The organism is Allomuricauda sp. ANG21 (genome assembly GCF_040705235.1).
GTDB lineage: Bacteria > Bacteroidota > Bacteroidia > Flavobacteriales > Flavobacteriaceae > Flagellimonas > Flagellimonas marina.
On sequence record NZ_JBFCVT010000011.1, the window covers coordinates 157,898 to 180,020 of the forward strand.

22 protein-coding genes and 1 tRNA gene are annotated in these 22,123 nt (G+C 39.9%); 18 read left to right on the top strand and 5 right to left on the bottom strand.

Annotated features, from left to right (window positions below; genetic code table 11):
• Nucleotides 1-116 precede the first annotated feature (116 nt).
• Nucleotides 117-317: a hypothetical protein gene (locus AB1A65_RS09570; RefSeq protein ID WP_366588300.1), complete on the top strand. Its 201-nt coding sequence runs from the start codon at nucleotides 117-119 to the stop codon at nucleotides 315-317.
• A 47-nt stretch (nucleotides 318-364) separates the two neighbouring features.
• Here AB1A65_RS09570 and AB1A65_RS09575 read toward each other — a convergent pair whose 3' ends face one another.
• Nucleotides 365-970, bottom strand: coding sequence for a nitroreductase family protein (locus AB1A65_RS09575; protein ID WP_366588302.1), 606 nt, complete (start codon nucleotides 968-970; stop codon nucleotides 365-367).
• Between the two features lie 228 nt (nucleotides 971-1,198).
• Here AB1A65_RS09575 and AB1A65_RS09580 point away from each other — a divergent pair, with 228 nt between their 5' ends.
• Together AB1A65_RS09580 and AB1A65_RS09585 are read left to right on the top strand one after the other, a co-directional pair.
• Entirely contained in the window at nucleotides 1,199-1,384 is a 186-nt protein-coding gene (locus AB1A65_RS09580) for a CsbD family protein (RefSeq protein ID WP_366588305.1), read from the top strand.
• Nucleotides 1,385-1,461: 77 nt separating this feature from the next.
• Nucleotides 1,462-1,908 carry an MgtC/SapB family protein gene (locus AB1A65_RS09585; protein ID WP_366588307.1) on the top strand — a complete coding sequence of 149 codons (447 nt, stop codon included), beginning with the start codon at nucleotides 1,462-1,464 and terminating at the stop codon, nucleotides 1,906-1,908.
• 23 nt (nucleotides 1,909-1,931) lie between these two features.
• Here AB1A65_RS09585 and AB1A65_RS09590 read toward each other — a convergent pair whose 3' ends face one another.
• A complete protein-coding gene (locus tag AB1A65_RS09590) occupies nucleotides 1,932-3,044 on the bottom strand; it encodes a peptidoglycan bridge formation glycyltransferase FemA/FemB family protein (protein ID WP_366588309.1) in 1,113 nt (370 codons plus the stop codon).
• Nucleotides 3,045-3,365: 321 nt separating this feature from the next.
• On the opposite strand from AB1A65_RS09590, the gene AB1A65_RS09595 reads away from it, so the two are divergent.
• Nucleotides 3,366-5,579 (top strand): TIM-barrel domain-containing protein, encoded by a 2,214-nt coding sequence (locus AB1A65_RS09595; RefSeq protein WP_366588311.1) that lies wholly within the window; start codon nucleotides 3,366-3,368, stop codon nucleotides 5,577-5,579.
• A 6-nt stretch (nucleotides 5,580-5,585) separates the two neighbouring features.
• Here the strand turns inward: AB1A65_RS09595 and AB1A65_RS09600 are convergent, their stop codons facing one another.
• Nucleotides 5,586-6,572: a helix-turn-helix domain-containing protein gene (locus tag AB1A65_RS09600; protein ID WP_366588313.1), complete on the bottom strand. Its 987-nt coding sequence runs from the start codon at nucleotides 6,570-6,572 to the stop codon at nucleotides 5,586-5,588.
• Between the two features lie 113 nt (nucleotides 6,573-6,685).
• On the opposite strand from AB1A65_RS09600, the gene AB1A65_RS09605 reads away from it, so the two are divergent.
• The 6 genes from AB1A65_RS09605 (at nucleotide 6,686) to AB1A65_RS09630 (ending at nucleotide 9,307) form a co-directional block, all read left to right on the top strand.
• Nucleotides 6,686-7,090 carry a VOC family protein gene (locus AB1A65_RS09605; protein ID WP_366588315.1) on the top strand — a complete coding sequence of 135 codons (405 nt, stop codon included), beginning with the start codon at nucleotides 6,686-6,688 and terminating at the stop codon, nucleotides 7,088-7,090.
• Between the two features lie 20 nt (nucleotides 7,091-7,110).
• Nucleotides 7,111-7,476 (top strand): DUF1801 domain-containing protein, encoded by a 366-nt coding sequence (locus AB1A65_RS09610; RefSeq protein ID WP_366588317.1) that lies wholly within the window; start codon nucleotides 7,111-7,113, stop codon nucleotides 7,474-7,476.
• A 136-nt stretch (nucleotides 7,477-7,612) separates the two neighbouring features.
• On the top strand, nucleotides 7,613-7,990 hold the full coding sequence (locus tag AB1A65_RS09615; protein ID WP_366588319.1) for a DoxX family membrane protein: 378 nt from the start codon (nucleotides 7,613-7,615) through the stop codon (nucleotides 7,988-7,990).
• A 15-nt stretch (nucleotides 7,991-8,005) separates the two neighbouring features.
• On the top strand, nucleotides 8,006-8,428 hold the full coding sequence (locus AB1A65_RS09620) for an SRPBCC family protein (protein WP_366588321.1): 423 nt from the start codon (nucleotides 8,006-8,008) through the stop codon (nucleotides 8,426-8,428).
• Between the two features lie 29 nt (nucleotides 8,429-8,457).
• Nucleotides 8,458-8,691 carry a hypothetical protein gene (locus tag AB1A65_RS09625; RefSeq protein WP_366588323.1) on the top strand — a complete coding sequence of 78 codons (234 nt, stop codon included), beginning with the start codon at nucleotides 8,458-8,460 and terminating at the stop codon, nucleotides 8,689-8,691.
• A gap of 97 nt (nucleotides 8,692-8,788) precedes the next feature.
• Nucleotides 8,789-9,307, top strand: coding sequence for a DUF5004 domain-containing protein (locus AB1A65_RS09630; RefSeq protein ID WP_366588325.1), 519 nt, complete (start codon nucleotides 8,789-8,791; stop codon nucleotides 9,305-9,307).
• Between the two features lie 396 nt (nucleotides 9,308-9,703).
• Here AB1A65_RS09630 and AB1A65_RS09635 read toward each other — a convergent pair whose 3' ends face one another.
• Nucleotides 9,704-11,434, bottom strand: coding sequence for an alpha/beta hydrolase-fold protein (locus tag AB1A65_RS09635; protein WP_366588328.1), 1,731 nt, complete (start codon nucleotides 11,432-11,434; stop codon nucleotides 9,704-9,706).
• A gap of 186 nt (nucleotides 11,435-11,620) precedes the next feature.
• On the opposite strand from AB1A65_RS09635, the gene AB1A65_RS09640 reads away from it, so the two are divergent.
• The 3 genes from AB1A65_RS09640 to AB1A65_RS09650 all read left to right on the top strand — a co-directional run bounded on the left by AB1A65_RS09640 (nucleotide 11,621) and on the right by AB1A65_RS09650 (nucleotide 14,173).
• On the top strand, nucleotides 11,621-12,496 hold the full coding sequence (locus AB1A65_RS09640) for a sugar phosphate isomerase/epimerase (protein ID WP_366588331.1): 876 nt from the start codon (nucleotides 11,621-11,623) through the stop codon (nucleotides 12,494-12,496).
• Between the two features lie 101 nt (nucleotides 12,497-12,597).
• Nucleotides 12,598-12,671: transfer RNA gene (locus AB1A65_RS09645), tRNA-Arg, on the top strand.
• Between the two features lie 230 nt (nucleotides 12,672-12,901).
• Entirely contained in the window at nucleotides 12,902-14,173 is a 1,272-nt protein-coding gene (locus AB1A65_RS09650) for a site-specific integrase (RefSeq protein WP_366588334.1), read from the top strand.
• A gap of 692 nt (nucleotides 14,174-14,865) precedes the next feature.
• Here the strand turns inward: AB1A65_RS09650 and AB1A65_RS09655 are convergent.
• Nucleotides 14,866-16,527, bottom strand: coding sequence for a hypothetical protein (locus AB1A65_RS09655; protein ID WP_366588336.1), 1,662 nt, complete (start codon nucleotides 16,525-16,527; stop codon nucleotides 14,866-14,868).
• A gap of 120 nt (nucleotides 16,528-16,647) precedes the next feature.
• Here AB1A65_RS09655 and AB1A65_RS09660 point away from each other — a divergent pair, with 120 nt between their 5' ends.
• The 5 genes from AB1A65_RS09660 (at nucleotide 16,648) to AB1A65_RS09680 (ending at nucleotide 21,829) form a co-directional block, all read left to right on the top strand.
• Nucleotides 16,648-17,658, top strand: coding sequence for a hypothetical protein (locus tag AB1A65_RS09660; RefSeq protein WP_366588338.1), 1,011 nt, complete (start codon nucleotides 16,648-16,650; stop codon nucleotides 17,656-17,658).
• A 117-nt stretch (nucleotides 17,659-17,775) separates the two neighbouring features.
• Nucleotides 17,776-18,000 carry a hypothetical protein gene (locus AB1A65_RS09665; RefSeq protein WP_366588340.1) on the top strand — a complete coding sequence of 75 codons (225 nt, stop codon included), beginning with the start codon at nucleotides 17,776-17,778 and terminating at the stop codon, nucleotides 17,998-18,000.
• A gap of 103 nt (nucleotides 18,001-18,103) precedes the next feature.
• The gene (locus AB1A65_RS09670; protein ID WP_292963445.1) at nucleotides 18,104-19,114 is read left to right on the top strand and encodes a hypothetical protein; all 1,011 of its coding nucleotides are present in this window, start codon (nucleotides 18,104-18,106) and stop codon (nucleotides 19,112-19,114) included.
• A 138-nt stretch (nucleotides 19,115-19,252) separates the two neighbouring features.
• A complete protein-coding gene (locus AB1A65_RS09675; RefSeq protein WP_366588342.1) occupies nucleotides 19,253-21,145 on the top strand; it encodes a sensor histidine kinase in 1,893 nt (630 codons plus the stop codon).
• A gap of 27 nt (nucleotides 21,146-21,172) precedes the next feature.
• Nucleotides 21,173-21,829: a response regulator transcription factor gene (locus AB1A65_RS09680; protein ID WP_119638406.1), complete on the top strand. Its 657-nt coding sequence runs from the start codon at nucleotides 21,173-21,175 to the stop codon at nucleotides 21,827-21,829.
• Nucleotides 21,830-22,123: the final 294 nt, after the last annotated feature.

Sequence of the window (22,123 nt, forward strand, 5' to 3'; positions counted from 1 at the left end):
TTCAATTTTTGGATAACCATGAGATATGATACTGCTTCTCAAATGCGTCAATAATTTTTTTGAACAAATCAAGTTGGAACATGAAAAGTAAATAGCTTTCCCTCAATTTAAGAATCATGAAAGAGAAAGACCACAAACAACCACAAGAAAACTTGGAACTGGTAAAAGAGAAGGAAGATTCCAAACGCAATTACATATTTAGAAAAAGTAAGATTACCAAAATTGGATTTTTAATCATCTTGGTAATCTTAATACTTATTATAGTTGGTATAGTACTTTCAGGTCTATACTTTGAAACATCTATGGATTCCCTATAAAATCCAACGTGTAGAATTTGTCCTTACTACCGCGGCTTAATCAAGACTTATTGCCCCCAACCATTTTCAAACGCAAACTCTTCTTGTGGCATTCGTGTGCGTTCAGCGGTTTCTGCATCCTGTAAATCTTCAGGAAGTTTTTCCAATGTACCCCCGTAATAACCAAGGGCAATTGCTGTGGTGATATGGTAGCCTTTTGGAACATTGAATGTTTTTTGAGCCTTTTTCCAATCTACGCCGGCCATGTGGTGCAAGGCAATTCCTAAATATTGGGCCTGTACGGTCATATTTCCCAATGAAAGTCCCAAATCATGCAAAGCATGAAAATTTTCCTCGCCCTCATCCGTTTTTTCCTTGTAAGCACTTAACATTAAAACAGGGGCCATAGAGGCCCATTTTTTATTGAAATCGCTTAGGCAATCCACAATTTTATCAAAGGCTTCCGTACCCTTTTCTGCATAAATAAAACGCCATGGTTGACGATTATAAGAACTGGCCGACCAACGAATCGCTTCAAAAAGTTGTTTTAATTCCCCGGAATCTATGGGTTCATCCCTAAAAGTTCTGGGACTGTATCTTTGTTTGAGCAATGCAAAAATTTCATGATCGGTATCAGCTATATTTCCTAATAGCACTTGTTCTGCTTCATTCATAGTTTCAATTTTTTTAGTTCGATAGAGAAGTATAATTAAACGTCTTTTGAATGGTTGTCTCGAAACCAAATTATGTTGACGCGATTGGTTTTGGAGGTGAAATGTGTGATATAATTGGGTGAATAATGCTTTACCGTTAAGATTATGTCCATTTCCGTCAATCCATCGAGAGGAAATAAGGTAGATTGGAGACAAATAAATCTATTATTAATTTTAAATAAAATACTCATGAATAACGATCAGTTAGAAGGAAAATGGAAAGAAGTAAAAGGAAAGTTTAAACAAAAATATGGAGAGCTTACCGATAGCGACCTAACGTATTCCGAGGGTAAATTCGATGAAATGTTGGGAAGACTTCAGCAGAAAACAGGAAAAGCAAAACAAGAATTGAAAAAGGAAATTGAAACCTGGTAAAGAGAACAAATCCCTTTTCTAAGTAAGCAAAATAGCTCTCATGAATGGGGGCTATTTGTATTTCATAGGTATAAATAATGACAGAATTTTTTACATATAACTCACCGGGAATCTTGGATTTTAGCATCAGGGTTGGTCTGGCAACCATTGCTGGTCTGTTGATAGGGTTGGAACGGGAATACAAAGGTAAAAGTGCGGGACTAAAGACCAATACCTTGGTAGCTTTGGGTGCCGCTGTTTATGTTTTGGTGTCCTTGCGGTTTTATGGAGAAGAATATGCCGATGTAACACGCGTGCTCAGTCAAGTAGTGACCGGAATAGGATTTTTAGGCGCCGGAGTCATTCTTCAAAAAGAGGATAAAATCAAAGGACTCACCACCGCCGCTACCATATGGTGCAGTGCGGGAGCCGGATGTTTGGCCGCTACTTCAATGTTTGTGGAACTGGGTATATTGACCTTTCTGGTGGTGGCCATAAATATTGTTTTTGGCTTTATTGACTCCAAAATTGAGGGTGAAAAATAAAGAAGGGCCATGTTTAATCGAATCTAGGCCTCTTGACTTTTCAATTCTTGAAATTTGTACATATCGTACAATTTCTCATTGTACGGGTAATCCCAGCATCCCATTCTATGAAATAAGTCGCCCCCAAAGCCCTTTTTGTACACATGGACTCCGTGTAGCGGATGTGTCTGTTTTAAGTTGGGCGCCGAACCAAACATATCATATTCTGTGCACCCATATTCCTTGGCTAATTTTATGGATTCCCACTGAAGGGCATAACTAGCCATTGCATTTTTTTTATCTGAAGTAGAAGCGCCATATAAATAAGTTCCCCGTTTTTTTGATAGGACTAAAAACATGGAAGACAAGAATTTTCCATCAATGTCGGCCATCAACATTTTTACTTGCACACCATTTTTATTGTTATCCTGATTTTTCAGAATAGTGGAAAAATACGCTTGATTCTGCAAAGGCATATTATGCCTTATCGCGGTATCCAGATATAGTTTGTACCATTCATCCATGTGTTCAATGCCATACTCCTTGACCTGGACACCATTTTTCAGGGACTTTTTAACATTATAGCGGGTATTGTACCGCATATTTTTAAGCAGTTCTTTTTCGTTTAAGGAGAGGTTTAGGAAAAAGGTATTCTTGGGAAGTACATCGCTGACGCTTTTTTTTAGGTTCCAATTTGTTGTCTTAAAATTCACGCGATATTCCTGTACCTGGCTGGAAGGCGCCCCGGTCCAGTTCCCGGCAGCATCAAAATAATCGTCTTCTGCGGCCCATTGGTTTTCCCATATCAAATCAAAACGGATGAAAATACAGTTTGATGGTAAATATGGCCTTATGGATTCTGAAAGTTGCTCCAAAAACAAACCTTGATTTTCAAAGGAAGGTTCCAGTTTAGGCCCGTAGGGCACATAGGCGTAGCAAATCTCTTTGTCAATATATTTTGTGAGGACCAAAAGGTCGTCCCCCACTTTGGAGAGTGAATCAGCTTCATTTGCCAGCATATCCTTGGAAACCGTCAGTTCAAATCCGTTAGGTAAATAACCTTGATTTCTTTTTATTCGTCCCCAAAAAGGAGTTTGGGGTAAAATGTTGGTGGCATTGAGCTCTTCCAGCTCTTTTTTCTCTAACCTGCAGGTCATGTTTTTTGGTGCGCAAAGCTAACAATCCAAAAGCCAACCTGAAAACAATATCCAACTTTTTGTTTTTGATAGATTTGATATACAAGCATATAGCCACTTTTATACAATATCACCGAACTCTAAACCTATATTGCCTAGTTTGTATGGTAGCTGTTCACAATCAGGTTTAATCCTATATATTTAAGAAGTGCCAAATGCGTAAAAATGACAAATAGGGTTATGAGTTTTTCGTCTCTTAGGAACAATAGGTTACCACTTGTCTTGGGTCTTGCCCTATGTTTGGGTCTTGGTTCGTGTGACAAAACCCAACCAATAACCACAGTGGGAGAACCAGCCCAGCTACAAATTGGGGCAGCTGGAGACCATGCTCTGCGAATAACTCTAAAACCACAGGGTTATGATATGGAATCCTATGGGCATATTGTTTTTGAAGATCGGGAAAAAACCGAGTACACTATCGATATAACTGAATTACGTGGTAACTTGACCGAGACAATAAATGGTCTTGAGGTTCATGTTTCCACAAATCCGTTGACGGTGACCGTGACTAATGAAGAAGGTATAATGATACAGCAGTTGGTTTTTGATGATGAAGGAAATGTTTCATTTGCCATAGATGAACCCCCAATCCTTGGTTTGGGGGAAGGTGGTCCAAAACCGGAAAAAGATGCCAATTGGAGGGAACATGACATAGAATTTGACCGAAAAGGCCGATTGCACAAAATGATTCCCCGTTGGCAGGCCACGGCTTACGGTTCCAGAAACCCGGTTTCAATGCTTGTTGGAACTGGTGGTTGGGGACTTTGGATGGTCACACCATGGGGACAGATTGATTTATCTTCGGATAGCACAGGCGTCTACTCACCAATTACTCCAGAACAGGGTTTTTATATTCAGCAGAACCAAAAAAATCAACAGGAGAATACTGGAAAGGGAATTCCTCCAAAGTACATCAATGGACTTTATGATATCTACGTGTTTGATGGTCATGACCCAAAAGCTTTGATGAAAGATATCAGTACCATTAGCGGCCCAGCTATAATGCCACCAAAATGGACTATGGGCTATATGCAGTCGCACCGCACTTTGGAAACGGATGAGGAAATGATGGATATTGTCAACACCTTTCGAGAAAAGGAAATTCCAATGGACGCTGTTATCTATTTGGGAACCGGTTTTACGCCGGTAGGATGGAACACGGAACAACCCTCATTTGAGTTTAATCCTGAAGTATTTAAAAAGTCACCTGAAAAAGTAATTGACGAAATGCACAGCAAGAATGCGAAAGTGGTGTTGCATGTGGTGCCATGGGATAGGGATAGATTGGAGACTTTACATGGTTCAATCCCGCCCAAAGAGGGTGAAGAAGTGGATAGTTCACATATACTGACCCACTGGAAGGAACATGTTCCCTTAATGAATATGGGGGTTGATGCATTTTGGCCCGATGAAGGCGATTGGTTCAATCTTTTTGAGCGATTGAATCGACATAAAATGTATTATCAGGGACCATTGTCCACGAAACCCAATTTGAGGCCATGGAGCCTGCACAGAAATGGCTATTTGGGTATTGCGCAATGGGGCGGTTGGATTTGGTCTGGCGACACCGATTCTTCATGGAAAACCTTGGAGGGTCAAATTGCAGTGGGTATCAACTCATCCTTGAGCTTATCACCATTCTGGGGGTCGGATATTGGAGGATTCTATCCCAACGAAGAATATACGGCAGAGCTGTTTACAAGATGGTTTCAATTTGGTGCTTTTTGTCCATCTTTTCGATCACACGGAAGAACCTGGTGGACCCACCTTCCATGGGGTTGGGGACTAGATGAAAGAGGTCCATTGGAAACCAGAACACCACCTTTGGAATCCGAAATGAACAACAATACCATAGAACCCATTACAAAGGCATATGCCGAATTACGATATCAGTTGCTGCCATATAATTATACTTTAACATGGGAAGCTAGGGATAAAGGATTGCCCATGATGCGAGCACTTTGGTTGCACCATCCCAATGATAGCAAAGCGAAAGCCATTGGAGATGAGTATCTCTGGGGTGAGAAAATGCTGATTGCTCCAATTTTCGAAAAAGGCGCTACCGGTCGAAATGTCTATCTTCCCGAAGGCACTTGGTACGATTGGTGGACGGGGGAATCACTTGAAGGAGGAAAGACCATTCAAAAAGAAGTGGACCTTTCCGTAATGCCTATATATATAAGTGCGGGAGCAATCATTCCAATGGACCCCATTAGACAATATACCGATGAAAAGGTTGATGAACCAACAACCATTAAAGTATGGTCGGGGGCAGATGGTACTTTCGAGCTTTATACCGATGACGGAAAGACGTTGGATTATTTGGATGGCACGTATTCCCTAACCAAGTTCCAATGGAATGACGCCAAGAAAACCATGACCATAGTGGCCGGCAAAGGTGAAAACATTGAAAAGGAATTTGTCATCGAATTAATGCCAACCAGCGAGCGAAAACAGGTAAGCTATTCTGGTGATTCCGTTTTGGTATCATTTTAACGCCCCTCACACCAAAGCTGAAAAAGTCTCCTTGTTATACTTGTTCCGATATTCAATAGGAGTAAGTCCTGTAATTTTTTTAAAGACATTTCTAAAGGCTTTGGAATCGGTATAGCCCACATCGAACATTACTTCTGAAATATTCATTCGGGTGGACTCAAAACTACGCTTAGCGGCTTCTACCTTTACGCGTTGCAGATATTCTATCACCGTATTATCCGTAGCTTGCTTGAACCTTCGTTCAAAACTTCTACGGCTGACGGCTACTCGTTGTGCAAGGTCATTAACGGTTATTTTGTCTTGATAATTTTTTTCAATGTATTCCTGGGCCTTTTTTACTGCTTCATCATTATGGTCCTTCTGTCCTCTGAACATCATAAAGGCTGCTTGGCTGTTTCGGTCAATATCAATAGCAAAATATTTGGAAGCCAGAATCGCCGTATCACGATCTGTATATTTTTCCAAAATATAGAGCAGTAGATTCCAGAGCGAATGGGCTCCACCACTGGAATAAATCCCATTTTCTTCAGTAATTACGCCGCCATCCACCACTTCAACCTGCGGAAATTGCTCCTTGAACTCGGTATAAAAAGCCCAATGGGTGGAACATTTTTTACCATCGAGCAAGCCAGTTGAGGCCAATAAAAAAGCACCAACGCAAAGCGAGGCTAATTCTGCGCCGTTGGAATGTTGTTCAATAATCCAAGGTAATGTTGCCTTGTTAAGGGCAATTGCTGCATCCATATTTCCGAATAAAGGAGGAATAATGACCAAATCGGCTTGCTCAGCATCTTTTAAAAGAACATCTGCCGTTATGGAATATGCCCCGTCCTGTATGCGGACTTCTTTGGTTTGGCCTACCATCTGCACTTTAAATAAGGGGTCTTTGCCTGCAGCCTGTAAAAATTGATTGGCGGTCGTAAAAAGATAGCGTGGGCCGGTAACACCAGAAGCCACAGCAGTTTCAGGAACCAAGATGGATATTGTTTTCACAATTCAAATGTAGCAAATTGCGCTGGCGGAATCAACACGTGCAATCGCCGTTTTTACCCCCTCTTCTTATGCCTGTAGATTGCCAACTTTGTGAAGTGAAGATATTAAACAGCATGAATCAGATTATAACATATCTTACATTTAATGGTAATTGTAGGGAAGCGATGGAGTTTTACCGTGAATGTTTGGGCGGAGAACTTAAAATTCAAACTTTGGAAAGCAGCCCAAATGAAATACGATTTCCTTCCAACATGAAAAAATATGTGGTACAGGCCTCTCTCAAAAAAGAAAATATGCTGTTGATGGGAACAGATATGGTCAATGAAAAATTAATAAAGGGGAATGCCATTTCTATACTTGTGGATAGTGAGGATGAGGTTCAGGTTAAGAACTACTTTAACAAACTAAAGGAAGGAGGAACACAGATTTATCCTTTGGATAAAACATTTTTAGGCTACCTTTTTGGTGGTCTTATTGATAGATATGGACATCAGTGGTTGTTTCACTGCAAGTGCTAAAAAATTAATATTGAAGTAGTATGGACAAGAAGAAGTTTAAAACGGTTGATGCGTATTTTCAAAGTGTCCCGAAGCATGCACTGGTGCGTATGGAAATCATTCGTAAAGCACTGAAAGAAGTGGCGCCACTGGCCGAAGAGATCATCAGCTATAATATGCCGGCACTTAGATATCATGGCATCTTGATGTATTATGCAGAGTATGAAAAACATATTGGGTTTTATGCTGTTCCGTCTACCCATAAAAACTTTAGTCAGGAACTATCTAGCTACAAGACTGGAAAAGGTTCGGTGCAATTTCCCCATGACAAAGATCTTCCGTTGGAACTGATTAAACACATGGCAGCCTTTCGGTATCAAGAAAAGCTAGATGAAGTATCGGGATAGCAGGGCTCCAACCATCATTGAATTAAAATTTGCATTGAATAGAAAGTGTCAAAAACAAGATAAAACAGTACCGTTTCTCCAGTTTGACCGCCAAGTGCTTACAACACATAACCTATAACACTTTAATCCAATCATTATGAAAAAAAAGATTTTATTCGTTCTTGCCCTCTTGTTTGGGCTAATGTTTATCAATGCCGGTCTGGACAAGTTTTTGCACTACATGCCCATGCCCGAGGAAATGCCCGAAGAATTAATGAGTGATTTTCAGGCATTCATGGAAGTATCATGGTTACTGCCCTTGATCGCCCTGGCCGAACTAGTGGGCGGAATCCTGATAATTTTACCCAAGACGAGGGCCCTTGGCGCCCTAATAATTTTGCCCGTAATGGTGGAGATAGTACTGATGAATACAGTGGTGCATACCAGCGGATTGATCATTGCACTGATATTGGCCATCATTTTAGGCTGGATTATGTATGAGAACCGTGCTAAATACAAACCTATTATAGGATAATATGATTTGAACCTTATGAAAACTGAAAAGATAAAAATAAGCAGCACCATAGAAACTGGTATTGAAAAGGTTTGGGAATGCTGGGTGCTACCGGAACATATTACCCAATGGAATTTTGCATCGGATGATTGGTGTTGTCCAAAAGCTGAAAATGACTTAAGAGTGGCCGGAAGGTATTTGGCAAGAATGGAGGCTAAAGACGGTAGTTTTGGATTCGATTTTGAAGCCATTTATGATGAGGTCGCACCTATGAAGAAAATTTCATACGTGATGAGTGATGGACGCCGGGCCATCACCACCTTTGAAAGCCTTGGCAATGAAGTAAAGCTTACAACCGAGTTTGATCCAGAGGACCAGAACCCAATCGATATGCAGCGAGATGGGTGGCAGGCCATCTTGGATAACTTCAAAAAATATGTGGAAAATCTGAACGGATAGAACACAAATGCATTGAACAATTTTACAAAATGGTAGAAGTATTTCAAACCAGCCTCAACAATCAAAACGATGCAAACAGAATAATAAAGCACTTACAAGCTCTGTTTCCGGAATACCTCATAAACTTTGATTTGGAGGATTGTGACAATATTCTTAGAGTGGAATCGAGCACAGATTATATTAAAGTAGAGTCCATAATGGAATGTGTTCAAAATAAGGGGCATGAGATAGCTGTTTTGTTGGATATAGTTCCAAAAAAGTAATATTGGTTTAGAAGTCCATTAAAAAAAGTGAATCGGTTGATGCAACCTTCTGAGGTTCGCTACATCAAACTAGAAACCTTTAAATCATAATTTTACTATGAAGCGATTACTTTTTAACTTGGGTGCATTGTTCATGATAAGTGGATGTTTTCTTTCCTGCAGTACGGATGATGGTGATGATTGTCCGGAAGATTTCTCTGGAGCTCTCGTAGCCAATGAAGAAAAAATGGTTGGAGAGTGGACGTTAACGGCCATTGTTGCAGATGAAGCCGTGGATATTACTGATGATGACGAAGAAAATCCCAGCACAAACATTTTTGCCCAATATAATGATTGTCAAAAAGATGCGGCCTATACGTTCAATTCAGGCAGGTCATACACTTTTGAGCAAGGTGTCAATGGAACGAATTGCCCGAATAGAGCCACCGTTTCTGGTTCTTGGCAATTGGCTTCCAATACGTTGAGCATTGTCTTTGGGTGTAATTTGCAGAATTTGAGTTTAACCTTTAATGGAAGCGACACGGCTTTTTCATTTTCAGATAATTTTAATGTCACGGATATAAACGGCGATGTGATACAAACCGAGATCACTTTTACCTATAGTTTAGTGGAATAATCATCAAGTAAAAGATTTCTTATACAGTCAATCAAATAGCGGTTGATGATACTTTTGAATCTTATTTTTGATTCTGTGCCATTTCAAACTAATGTTCATGGGGTATAGTCCAAAGTTGGTCATAAATTCGTAATTTTGTCTTGATTTTGATTAATACTGAATCTGGATATTGACCGTCACATCGTATTCAGACATTTGGTTTTGATTTAACTATAACGGCTGGCAATTGTATTGCTGGCCGTTTGTCATTTTATGAAACGATTTATTCTTTCCTGGTATGGAATAATGGAATGGCAAAACGTATAATCCATAGCACAAGCATAAGCTGCTCAATACTGGTTTACCTTGAGCTCGGCTAATATAGGACAACTCCGTTTTTAAAAGACATCAAGCCGGTTATTGATACCTCCAACTGGTCAAATCCGCACCTTGGGGCGCACTTTCGGCAATACGCTTCATGATTTTTGGCACGTACATGGAATTGTACCGTAACCTACTGATGGCATTGGGTTGGTCGGGGTCTCCGTTCCAGCAGTGTTCAGCACGATCACCATATAAGACCTCACCGTCATAGTATGGTTCGGTGGTACTTTCCAGAAAATCTTCCATCAGATAGACAGCATTATTGAGGTAATAATTGTCCATATCGCCGCAGTAAATATGGATTTTGCCCCGTAACTGTGGGCCAAGTTTGTCCCAATCGCGTTCCAAGATATGCCGCAGGTCGTAGTTTTCTTTCCAATATTCGGCGACTTCATGGTCAATATCGCCCGTCATTTTGTCCCAGATTCGAACTGGGTAACCATCATCACCTTGGGGTGAATAGGTGGCTTCCCAAATATCCCATTGTTGTCCTGATCGGGATTTGTCGCCCAAAACCAGTTCCAAATGGTTGCCCTGTCGTAAGGTAGACTGTATGTCGCCCAAATAATCTCTATGGGAAGGTACTTCCAATTTCTTGTGCTCAGAGTTGTAGTAATAGGCATTTTCATCCTCGTAAATATTGGTGAGGCAGTAGGCCCTAAAATCAATGGGGTCTGGGCAAGCTGCGAAGCAACCGTTGTATTCTTCGGGATATTTTACCTGTACGGCCAAAGCTTCCCAACCTCCAGTGGAACCTCCGTATAAAAATCGGGACCAACCTTCGCCCATACCACGGAATCGTTTTTCAATCTCAGGAATGAGTTCGTAAGTGATGGCATCTCCATACGGACCTTGACTTGCAGAGTTGACCGCATAGGAATCATCATAATAGGGAGTAGGGTGTTGGATTTCAATAATTAGGAAACGGGGAAAATCAGGTTCGTTCCAGCGTTGGTAAAAGTCATACGCCTCTTGTTGTTGGATGAGATTGTAGCCTTCCAAATCAAACCTAGCGGAGTATTCGGGTTCCAAGTTGGGGTCAGGAGGGGTGGTTCGGAAACCACGGAAATCACTTGGAAAATGACCATGAAAAACCATTAAGGGATATTTTGCCTCGGGATGTTCGTTAAAACCTTTTGGCAGTAAAACATGCGCTCCCAAATAAATGTCCCTACCATAGAATTCAGATAATTTCTCGGATTTGATCTTAATGTGTTTTATCCATTCCGTATCCTCTGGCTCTGGAATGGGTGGAATTTCTTGGTCCATCACCAAAGAGACATTGTTAATACCATTCTCACCAACGGTTATTTTGAACGGCTTGCTGTACAAGTTGCCAGGAGAAGTGTTCCATTGTTGCCCTTCACCATTGTCCATGGGAAGCTTTACGGTATGTCCGGTGGATAAGTTAAAAGTTTCATATACGTGCAAAAGTGCTTGTGCATTGTATTCTCCCGGAGGAACTTCACTTAGACTAGGGTAGGGGTATCCAAAAATGGATTCATCAATAATGATGGATTCACCCGCGGCCATGCCATTAACGTTCATTCCGAAGATGAGTTGTGTATTTAGGCCATCATTGATTTGAAAACGAGGTTCTTTACTGTCGTCCGAGGAAAGCATTAACAATAGTCTTCCGTCTTTGTTTTCTAGGCTTTCGGATTCAGCAAAACTAACAGCAATAGTGTATTTTGATTCTTCAGTTGAACTGCAAGAAATCAAGAATAGAGAACAACTGAAAAGGAGAACGCAGAATTTGGTCATGGTGGTTGATTTTTAAAGAATTAAGATAGTTCATTCACGCCATAAACGAAAGAATCCCTAGCATATTAATTTATACAAACTAGGGATTCCATATGATGAACAGAATGGGCCATGCTCATGAATATCGATAGGAAAGCAGTATATTGGAGAGCTAAAGAACTACAATTAAACTCAAACAATTTCAGAATGAAAAAAATATTGATAGCATTAAACAAACTCGTTCCTTTTGGGCTTCTTGTATTATTGGTGACCTTACACTCGTGCGGCGATCAAAATTTTGGAGGATTGGCCTTGTACACGGTTCGGGATGATATGGGGGAAGACGCCAAAGCAACGCTCCAGAAAGTGGCCGATGCCGGATATGCCTATGTTGAGGCAGCAGGTTATAATGAAGGGAAGTTCTATGGCATGGCTCCAGAAGACTTTAAAGCATACTTGGAAAGTGTGGGTCTGAAACCGGTGAGTACCCACCAAGGTTCGGTTACTTTGGAAAATGCAGATGAACAAATAGCCGCTGTTAAAGCTGCTGGTTTTGAATATTTTACGATACCGGTTCCGCCTATGGGCATGTTTACCTTTAATCCTGAAGATAGAACTATGGGCATGCAGGGGTCTTTGGAAGATTTCGCCAGCATCTTAACTACCTTGGGAAAAAAATGTGATGCGGCAGGATTGAAACTTTTGTACCACAACCATGATTTTGAATTCAAGGATAATGAGGATGGAGTAAAACCTATTGAGTATTTGTTGGAAAACACAGATTCAAAATATGTGAACTTTCAGATGGATTTGTTTTGGGTGACCAAAGCAGGAGCAGACCCAGTGGCCTATTTTGAGAAATACCCAGGCAGATTTAAATTATGGCATGTAAAGGACATGGATGATGAGGGAAAATTTGCTCCAGTTGGAGAAGGAAACATTGATTTTAAGCGAATTTTGGCAGAGAAGGAAACCTCGGGTATGCAGAAATATTTTGTGGAGCAAGATATGACTTGGGACAAAAAACCGCTTGATGTAATAGGAATAAGTCACGAAGGTCTTAAAGAAATTGGATTTGATTAGTCAATGTACTGGTCTTGAGTGGTCTGATGCAAAAAGCGTAAGAAATAAAAAAAATATTTTTTACAACCACTGACATTAGTATCTTTGCACCCGCAAACTTGGGTCGCGTAGCTCAGCTGGATAGAGCATCTGCCTTCTAAGCAGACGGTCGAAGGTTCGAATCCTTCCGCGATCACTTTAAGAGTTCAAATAAAAACAAAGCCTTGCATATCTTATTGATTTGCAAGGCTTTAATTTTTAGGAGCCCCATTTGAATTGGTTTGAAATGGTATGTTTTGGTTTGTAATTCGGTTAGTAAATTTTTTTCTTCAAAGTGTTAACCGAATAAGCGTGTAATTAACTATATTACAATCACTTAGTATTTGACTTTCGTAGGTAATTATCGTTCAATTTAACACAAAACCTATGAGAACCCGGACAACATTTTCAATCAGTTTCTGGATAAGTACTTCCCGAAGAAATGACGGCAACGCAAAGATTTATGCCCGAATCACCGTTGATTCGCAAAGGGCAAACATGAGTTTAAAGTATACTATCCCGAAAGAGATCTGGGACAGTAAGGGGTCGAAGGTTCTGGGGCGAACAAAGGAAGCTCAGGAAATCAATACTTATCTGATGGAAGTAGAAACAGGACTTTTTCAATGCTATCGTGAACTTCGGTCTAGAACGTCCCATATTACTCCACAGATGGTCAAAGCGCACTATTTTGGAGAAGATGTGAGTGAAGTTACTTTAAAGAGTTTGTTTGAGTATCACAACACACATAATGCACATAGTCTTTGCAAGGCTACTCTTAGTCATTACAAGACATGTCAGAAGTACCTGTTGAAGTATATCAAACAACAATATAAATGTGATGACTACAGACTATCACAACTTAATCACCAATTTATAGTTGGATTTGAAACATATTTACGCAAACTACATCCCATAAATCATCACGCTAACCTTTCAAACAATGGTGCAATGAAGCATATTCAACGTCTACGAAAAATGATTAGAATAGCCGTTGATAATGAATGGATAGATAAAGACCCATTTCAAAAGTTTAAAATTAGAATGGAAAGAAAGGAAAGGGAGTTTTTAAACTTACCTGAACTTCAGAAAATTCAAGAATATCACACAGGGATTGAACGGTTACGTATAGTAAAAGACTTGTTTGTTTTTAGTTGCTATACTGGTATTTCTTATTGTGATATAATGGGTCTTAGCGAAGATAACCTTGTACTTGGCATTGATGGAAAATATTGGATAAGCACAAAAAGGATGAAAACGAAGAATAGTTTTAAGCTTCCATTGGTTGGTCCAGCATTATCTATTATTAAACGATACCAATATCATCCTAAACGAGAACCTGAAAAACTATTCCCTAGAATCTCCAATCAAAAATTGAACAGTTATTTAAAGGAAATCGCGGATGCATGTGACATTCCAAAAAATGTTTCTTTCCATATGGCAAGGCACACTTTTGCAACTACGATTACTTTGAGTAATGGGGTTCCCATAGAGACGGTTTCCAAAATATTAGGACATACAAAATTGGCCACTACCCAAGTTTATGCAAGAGTATTGGATAAGAAAATAAGTGAAGATATGAGTGGTCTAGAAACGATTCTGGATTCGAAATTTTCAGATTCAAATGACAATAGGGAAAAGTTTGGAGATTTTGACTTTTGATTTGTAATTGGGAAAAGCCATTCATAAATGCACATCATAAATTTTGTCCCAAGTCTGAACTTCACCTTCTGTATTTGGTTTCTAATTTGTTTTTGTAGTTCGTGAAGATAAGTCCAATCAACAGCTACAAAGAGACAAAAACCACAGAGTTTATTGATACTCCATACACTAAAAGAAAGGTATTTGGGTTTTCACGCTCGCGTGAAAAAACGAATAGCAAGAGGGTGATGCGCAAATTGCGCCATCACGGTTGTTTTCGGGTCTTCAACAAGTTGAAAACCATTTAATTAAAATATTTTTGGAATACTGTTCAAAATCAGGGGTTACAGTAAACTTTTCCGAAATCTACAGTAAACCCTTCGGGAAGCCCCATAAACACTGGAAATTTTTGACGAAAAAATTGACGCAATTTGACGAAAAAATAAATCGGACCTATGGAAAAGCAATCTAAAGCTTAAAATAACGGAATGGAGATTGGAAATATAAAATTGAGGTCAACAGACCATTGGATTAACTCAAATGATGGGAAGAGTATAGCGGATTAATAGATAAAATTGCCTCGCTCAGTATGGTTAGTTTGGCAAGATTTGGGGCTTGCAGCACTTCACTGCGTTCCGTTCGCTAAATTTTGATTTTTTAATACTCAAGGAATCTTGAGTAGCTTAAGCTTTTCATAAAAGCGCTCAAGTTTTCTAGAACTTTCCGGTCAATTGCCCATCACCCCAAATACCTTTTTGTAGTATTTGATGCTCTTTGTTATAAAAAATGCCAAGTCCATTACGTTTTCCTTGTGAAAAATCACCCAAATAATATTGTCCGCTAGGTCTATAGAATTCTTGACCGTAACCGTTATGCTGTTCATTAACAATTGTTCCGATATGCGCCATTCCAGATTTCCAAGAGTAAGCACCTAAATGATCTCTTTTGCCATTGGTGAAAAATCCAACATAGCTATCTCCATTATCATACTTATAGTATCCAAATCCATTCTGACAGTCACCTACACAGTTTCCCTTTGCTATTTTGTTCTTATAGTTATTGGTTAGTAGGTCTTGGGTCAATTTCCCTTTTTCATATCTACCCGCCTGCAATATTTCACCCCCATTTTTGATGTAGCCATATCCGTTTTGAAAACCCTTTTCCCATTGTCCGATGTAGTAGTTTTTACTGCCGACCCAGGTGTATATACCGAATCCGTCCCTGAAACCATTTACAAAGTTGCCTTGATAATATCCTGAATTATCCTTGTAGAATAAAGTTCCTTGGCCATTGGCCTTGCCATCACTAAAAAAACCTTCAATGGTATATGTCCCAAAATCAGCTTTCCCAAACCCATTGGAACAGTCACCGTTTAAACATGTTGGGGAAATCTCGTTTTTAGTTGCGTTGCTTGTACCTTTGTTGTTTTTGTTTCTGAGCTTAGTGATATCTTGAAGGAATTTCATGGATTTGGACATCAATATGGGATCGCTGAGTTTTGGGAGGTCTTTCAATTTGCTCTGGTTGGATGAATAGGCGATTTCTGGAGTACTTGGCACATTGCTACCTGTTGCCGTGCCATCTGTGTACGTGATGGTCCTGTATTTTACCTCATCGATGATCCATTGATATTTGGTTTCGGTAAAGTTTGATGCCCTAAATTTGGTTCTTTCAATCCAATTGCCACGCTGGTCGTAAACATACTTATATAAAAGGCTTTCCCAAATCTTGGACATGCCCAATTCTTCCTCCAATAACTTTTTGTCATTGTATTTAAAATAACGTATATCCTTTTGATTGTAGGATTCATCTAGTTTTAGTCCATCGTAGGTATATTCACTGGAGTAGAACACCTTGCTTTCTCCATTGTTTGCTTCCGCAAGCTCATAGACGATCACGTATTTTTTGTACTTAAAGATTGCACCGTATTTTAAACCGCCAAGAACAATGTATTGACCTTCATCGTTTTTTACGGTTTCGGGTAGGTCATCCGAAATTATACCAATGGGTGTTTCATAGATATAAAGGGTTTTATCCAAACCTTCTTGTTTACCTAATGGATTGAATTTTTTCTCTATGGCTTTTGACGCATTATTAATGTAATCATAAGTGGTAAGCTTTTCGTAATTATTATCCAGGTAAAGTTTGTCCTCTGTTAAATAACCATCGGGGTTGAACATGAGTTGGTTCTTTTCACTGTACAAATGGGCTCCGATAGCATGATATTTGGTGATGGACATCGCTGTTACCTGCCCATACTTGATGTCAAAATTACTGAGGTGCAGGTTTTGGGCAGACCCTTGGTAATGAAAAAAGTGGGCAAGAATTATAAATATGGCAAGGGAAAGTCTTTTGGTATTGGTAATGGAATTCATTTTTTTTTGGATTGGTTTTCAGCAAAACTATCTGTATGCCATCCTATGCCGCAATAGGACAATTGCCCTATTGTGGGGATTCTAGGAGACCCTAATTTTGGCTCTACCAAATTGTGGATCATGCCTAAATTGGAAACATTGCCCTTAGAACATAGAGATAAGACCAAGCTGAGGCGTCAATTATATGGAATGTTGTTATTTCCGGTAGTGGTTATCGGTATATTCTGGTTGTTTCTGTCGTTTATGTTCAATTCAGGTTTTGCAGATGATTCAGTTGGAGTCTACATGATGGTGGCCTTCTCGGTCTTATTTTTTAGCATCATAGCCTATATTATTGCATCCACGGCAATCGATTTAAAACTAGGTTTAAAATCTCGGGTTTCTGGAAAGATCACCGACAAAAGGATGCATTGGGCCACAACGGGAGACAGGCCTGTTTACGGGCACAAAACAAGGACCCGAACTAGAAGGTCATATTATGTTTATATTGATAATGAGGAGTTTTCGGTGGACTATTCTTATTACTCAAAAGCTAGAATCGGAGTAGAGGTGCAGCTGGACCGTGCTCCCAAATCAGGAATCACACTAAATCTTCATGTTTTGGGGCAAGTTGAGGATGCCCATGTTGCTCAAAAGCTTGATGAAGAAGAAAAGTTTCTGGAAAAACACATTCCACATACTCGCTATACCCCAAAAGATTATGAAGCCTTGCATAGGATCTGGAAAACGGAAATAAAAAAGCGTTTGGTAAGGTCCAGTCCATTTATCACTATTGGCCTTTTAATGATAATTAGCGGTTTTTGGAGCTTTGTCGTGCTATTGTTTCCAATCTGGGTCGTACCTCTTTTTCAATTTTATAGATTATATGTGGCCTACCGAAATTATAACAGGAACAAGGAAAGGTCCCATAAACGTGGAGTTCCATCCATCGTCGAAGATAAATTCGCACTGACTTCCAACCGATATGCCAATTCCAATCGAATCATACTTACATCAGGACCACTCTTGGTAAGCTCAACACTGTACGACAAACTCTTTATTGGGGACAAAGTATTGGTTTACAAGACACAATATGGAAATGTGCCGTTGAGCATTGTGCTGCCCAATGGTGAAGAAGTTTATTTGGTATAAAAAACATATTATGTTCGGTAGTGTGCTATTGTTGATCGCGATGCTTGGGCCCATGGTACTTCTGGCAACTTTTCTGTATTATCGTTATCCTAATACAGCTGTGAGCCGTATGAATCAATGCATACCACCGGCAATATCGGCGATTTCAGCATGGGCGCTATGCACCAGTTGGCTATGGTTCTACCTTTTCAACTTCTATTTGAGTCTACCTGCGTTTCTTTTGGCATTGGCGTTGCACATTTATGCAACCCTGAAAAAATTGAACCCAAAGTTGCAACGCATCAATTCGGCTTTGCTTTTGGCAACATTCGTGATGGGGCTTTTAAGCTTTTTCTATTTTGATATTTGACACATAGCCACCTATTCCCTGTCATTTTACGACAATTGCCCTATTGAGTTCAACGCCATTGGATGCTATGTTTGTTCAAAACTTTAAACCAATAGTATGAAACGTATCAATTTACCCATGTTATCTTTTTTATTGATTCTACTTTGTGCCTCCCCTGTGGCATTTGCACAAAATGTAAAGGATTTTAAGATAAAAATGTTGGGGCCGGCCAATCTCAATTTTAGAAAAAGTCCAAAACGAATCGTCATTTCCGATTTTCAGGTCAATTTTCAAACAGCATTGCAGTTAGAGGACAAGAAAAAAGGAGGCAAAATGTGGCGAGGAGGACTAAAAGGAGATGCAAAGGCGTCGTTGACCTTGGTGCTGGACGGGCTCAATATTGAAGACCTTCAACAACTTACCGATAAACTCTTTGAAGAGTACAAGGCGGACCTTAGGGCAAAAGGATTTGAAATAGCTTCCGTTGATGAGTTATGGAACCATAGCGCCTATGAGAAAAACCGCGAAAAAAGATGGGATTTGAGGTCTGGTCAAGGTGGAGAAAAAGGAGATGAGTTCGGTGACATAGTAATGCGTCCCACAGGACAAAAATTTATCGTGGCAAAGCAAAATATGGAGAACAAGAAAGCTGGGCCATTAAAGCTAGCCAATTACGAGGAGCAGGTCGAAATGAAGGTGTCCAACCAGAAAAATGATTTTATTTTCAACAAGGTAGTGCTAAATGTTATTTCTTTTGATAATGCATTGAGCGAAACCACAAGAGCCTTGAACAGACATGCCGGGTACGCACAGGTAAAGGCAGAGACCGACTTTAAGATTGATGCATCCAGCGTCAACAGGTTTAACATAGGGCAGATGGTGTCCAACCGTGGAGTAGAGGTTGAAGGCGTTCTTGAAAAGCAAAAATTTGATGCCTCACAGGGAGCAGATGTGGACAAGCGAGGAATGGATGCCGGTGTTTTCCGTGTTTGGAGGGTAGAGGACAAGGAGGACGTTAATGTGTCCGTTGTAAAATGCGATCCAGAAAAATATAAGAAGGGAGCAGAACTTGCAATATCATCATTTTTAGATGCCACCATTCAAAAATTGGTGGACAAGGCGAATTAATTTTTTTGTAAAAACTAAGATTATAAAATCAATTGGATTAGTTTTAAGCACCAACCATTCCTTTTAGTTATAATGACCACTTATTACAAATTTCCAATTACCTTTTTATTCTTTTTGATATTCACGTTGCAGTCAATTTTGGCACAGGATATTAAAAAAGAAATCAAAGCACTTAAGGATACTGCCCAGTTGAAGGAGGGCGGCGATAAAGTTTTGGCACTAAAAGATGTTGGCATGAGGTTTCGGTCCGTAAATATGGACAGTGCCCGATATTACATGGATATGGCCTTTCGACAGGCCGAAATTATGGATGATGACCATTTCAGGGCAAGAATATGGGTAGCGTATGGAGTTCTTTCTCAAGATGAGGGTAGGCCCAAAGAGGCGTTGGATTTTCATTTGAAGGCCAAACCGATTTTAGAAAATTCCAAGGATTATTATGTTTTGGGAAGTCTTTACACGAATATCAGCAATGCATTTGAGGCACTGTCAGAGTTTGACAAGGCTGTGGATTTTCAATTAAAGGCATTGGAAAACTTTAAGGCTGGAAATGATAGTCTGTGGATTGCTGGGTCATATCTAAATCTTGGAAACAGATTTAAGCTCATTGAAGAACCTGACCTTTCATTGGAGTACTACCTCAAGGCAATGGAAATGTATAAAGTTATGGGTAATCAATATATGTTGATTTCGAGCTATAATAGTGCGGCATCGGCCTATATTGTAAAAAAGGAATACGATACAGCATTTGAATATGCAAAAAAAGCATTCGATGGCTTTGGGTCCATGGGAGCAAGATTGGATCAAGCATATCCAGTGACCAATATGGCCTTGGCAAGCTGGGGGCTTGAAAATTTTGAGGAAGCAGAGCGATATTATATCCAGGCCATTTCGCTTCAAGAGGAAAGAGGTGAGCGTCTGGCGTTATATTTTCTAAGAAATGATCTTGCCAATGTACTTCTCAAACAAGGGAAAAAAATCAAGGCAGAGGAATTGGCTTTGACCACATATCAAGAAGCAGAGCAAATAGATTTTATTCCAGCCATTGATGTGTTGTCGAAAACCTTGTCCTTGATTTATGAAGAAAAACCGGATTTTGAAAAGGCCTATGTTTATCATCAAAAACATAAGGAAGCAAGAGATAGCCTTTATTTTGCTGAAAAAGCAAGCGAAATGTTCAACCTTAAGGAAAAATACGAGTCCGAGCAAAAGGAAAACGAAATCCTTCGCCAACAGAATGCATTGGTCGAGGGTGAGCTAATCCTGAAAAATAGGAACAGTATGCTTATGGGCAGTGGGGCTCTATTGGCCATACTGCTTATTGTCGGTTTTCTGATTTTCCGTGAACAAAAGGTAAAGGCGAAGAATTTTGCTAGGGAGACCGCTCTGGAAAAGGCCATGGCAGAAGCCCGAGCACAGGAAAACCTTAAGGAACAACGTTTACGTATTGCCCGAGATTTACACGACAATATTGGGTCGCAGCTCACCTACCTCACCTCAATAACCGATTCGGCAAAGCGCGGAATAGATAGGGGGGAAGTATTTTTAATGGAGAAGCTTACCCAGATGAAACAGTTTTCACTCGTCACCATATCTGAGCTTCGGGATACCATTTGGGCCATGAACAAGGATGAAATCAGTTTGGAGGATATCAAGGAGCGGACCCAGCAATTGGCCGCCACTGTTCATGAAGCCACAGATGATAAAATCAATGTAAAAGTTGAGGGGAATCAGGATCATAAGGTGCTCAATGCCTTTGTGGGGATGAATCTTTTTAGAATTATTCAAGAATCCGTGAACAATGCTGTAAAACATTCAGGGAGTGATCAGATTCAGGTAAGGTTTGTCAATGTTGATGAAAAAGTGCAGATTGAAATAGAGGACTTCGGAAAGGGTTTTGATACATCAAAGGAGTCGACAGGGAACGGACTTCATATAATGAGGAACAGGGCCAAAAAAGCTGGCATTTATTTCAATCAAGAAAGTCTAATCGGTAAAGGCACCAAGGTAACGTTACAGGTAAAGACATAATTCTTTCACTTCAAAAAGTATAGGACCATGAGCAAAATCAAACTGGCCATAGTGGACGATAATACGTTCTTGGCTCGTGCCATAAAAGAGAAATTAGAAGATTTTGAGGATTTGGACATCAAGTACATGGTGTACAACGGTGGGGAGTTGCTGTCTAAATTGGAAAAGAACCACAACCTCGATTTGGTACTTATGGATATAGAAATGCCTGTTTTGGACGGTATAGAAACCGTTCGTATCGTAAAACAGAAATATCCCCACATTAAGTTGCTCATGCTTACCGTTTTCGATAATGATGAGAATATTTTCAATGCAATCCAGGCCGGTGCCGATGGGTATTTGCTCAAGGAAATTGAAGGACAAAAGTTGTACAATGCCATTACCGAGACTCTTGGGGGAGGCGCGGCGATGAGCCCTTCCATTGCGGTAAAGACGCTCAAATTATTACGATATCCGGAAAAACAAGAATCACTATCCGTACAGGAAGATGACGTTTCGTTAAGTTCACGTGAAAAAGAAGTATTGGAACAACTGGCGGAAGGGTTAAGCTATACCGTGATTGCCAATAATCTCTTCCTATCCCCAAGTACGGTACGGAAGCATATCGAGAATATTTATAGGAAGCTTCAGGTCCACAACAAGTTAGAGGCTGTTCAAAAGGCTAGAAGACAAAGCCTCATATAATATACCTCATACAAACCTTTGAATTTATTCATGGGCATGAATGTAGATACCCCGATTTTTAGGACAGGTTTAATATTTTATAGTTAATTTTGGGTCCTACGAAATGAGATTGTTCATAGTGGTCTGTAATTCGGTTAGTTACAAAACATAAGCAAGGCGAAACCCAATAAAATTAAGGGTTAGCGGACGGGGTTCGAATCCTTCCGCGATCACTAGTACTTATATGGCCTCGGTAAGTTTTCTTATTGAGGCCTTTTTTATATAATGTTTTTAACAGCATATAGCAATCATGCA

Excerpts from the sequence above, each read along its gene's own strand:
- AB1A65_RS09570 (WP_366588300.1), top strand. The coding sequence starts at position 117 with ATGAAAGAGAAAGACCACAAACAACCACAAGAAAACTTGGAACTGGTA.
- AB1A65_RS09575 (WP_366588302.1), bottom strand. The coding sequence starts at position 970 with ATGAATGAAGCAGAACAAGTGCTATTAGGAAATATAGCTGATACCGAT.
- AB1A65_RS09580 (WP_366588305.1), top strand. The coding sequence starts at position 1,199 with ATGAATAACGATCAGTTAGAAGGAAAATGGAAAGAAGTAAAAGGAAAG.
- AB1A65_RS09585 (WP_366588307.1), top strand. The coding sequence starts at position 1,462 with ATGACAGAATTTTTTACATATAACTCACCGGGAATCTTGGATTTTAGC.
- AB1A65_RS09590 (WP_366588309.1), bottom strand. The coding sequence starts at position 3,044 with ATGACCTGCAGGTTAGAGAAAAAAGAGCTGGAAGAGCTCAATGCCACC.
- AB1A65_RS09605 (WP_366588315.1), top strand. The coding sequence starts at position 6,686 with ATGAATCAGATTATAACATATCTTACATTTAATGGTAATTGTAGGGAA.
- AB1A65_RS09610 (WP_366588317.1), top strand. The coding sequence starts at position 7,111 with ATGGACAAGAAGAAGTTTAAAACGGTTGATGCGTATTTTCAAAGTGTC.
- AB1A65_RS09615 (WP_366588319.1), top strand. The coding sequence starts at position 7,613 with ATGAAAAAAAAGATTTTATTCGTTCTTGCCCTCTTGTTTGGGCTAATG.
- AB1A65_RS09620 (WP_366588321.1), top strand. The coding sequence starts at position 8,006 with ATGAAAACTGAAAAGATAAAAATAAGCAGCACCATAGAAACTGGTATT.
- AB1A65_RS09625 (WP_366588323.1), top strand. The coding sequence starts at position 8,458 with ATGGTAGAAGTATTTCAAACCAGCCTCAACAATCAAAACGATGCAAAC.
- AB1A65_RS09630 (WP_366588325.1), top strand. The coding sequence starts at position 8,789 with ATGAAGCGATTACTTTTTAACTTGGGTGCATTGTTCATGATAAGTGGA.
- AB1A65_RS09635 (WP_366588328.1), bottom strand. The coding sequence starts at position 11,434 with ATGACCAAATTCTGCGTTCTCCTTTTCAGTTGTTCTCTATTCTTGATT.
- AB1A65_RS09640 (WP_366588331.1), top strand. The coding sequence starts at position 11,621 with ATGAAAAAAATATTGATAGCATTAAACAAACTCGTTCCTTTTGGGCTT.
- AB1A65_RS09650 (WP_366588334.1), top strand. The coding sequence starts at position 12,902 with ATGAGAACCCGGACAACATTTTCAATCAGTTTCTGGATAAGTACTTCC.
- AB1A65_RS09655 (WP_366588336.1), bottom strand. The coding sequence starts at position 16,527 with ATGAATTCCATTACCAATACCAAAAGACTTTCCCTTGCCATATTTATA.
- AB1A65_RS09660 (WP_366588338.1), top strand. The coding sequence starts at position 16,648 with ATGCCTAAATTGGAAACATTGCCCTTAGAACATAGAGATAAGACCAAG.
- AB1A65_RS09665 (WP_366588340.1), top strand. The coding sequence starts at position 17,776 with ATGCATACCACCGGCAATATCGGCGATTTCAGCATGGGCGCTATGCAC.
- AB1A65_RS09670 (WP_292963445.1), top strand. The coding sequence starts at position 18,104 with ATGAAACGTATCAATTTACCCATGTTATCTTTTTTATTGATTCTACTT.
- AB1A65_RS09680 (WP_119638406.1), top strand. The coding sequence starts at position 21,173 with ATGAGCAAAATCAAACTGGCCATAGTGGACGATAATACGTTCTTGGCT.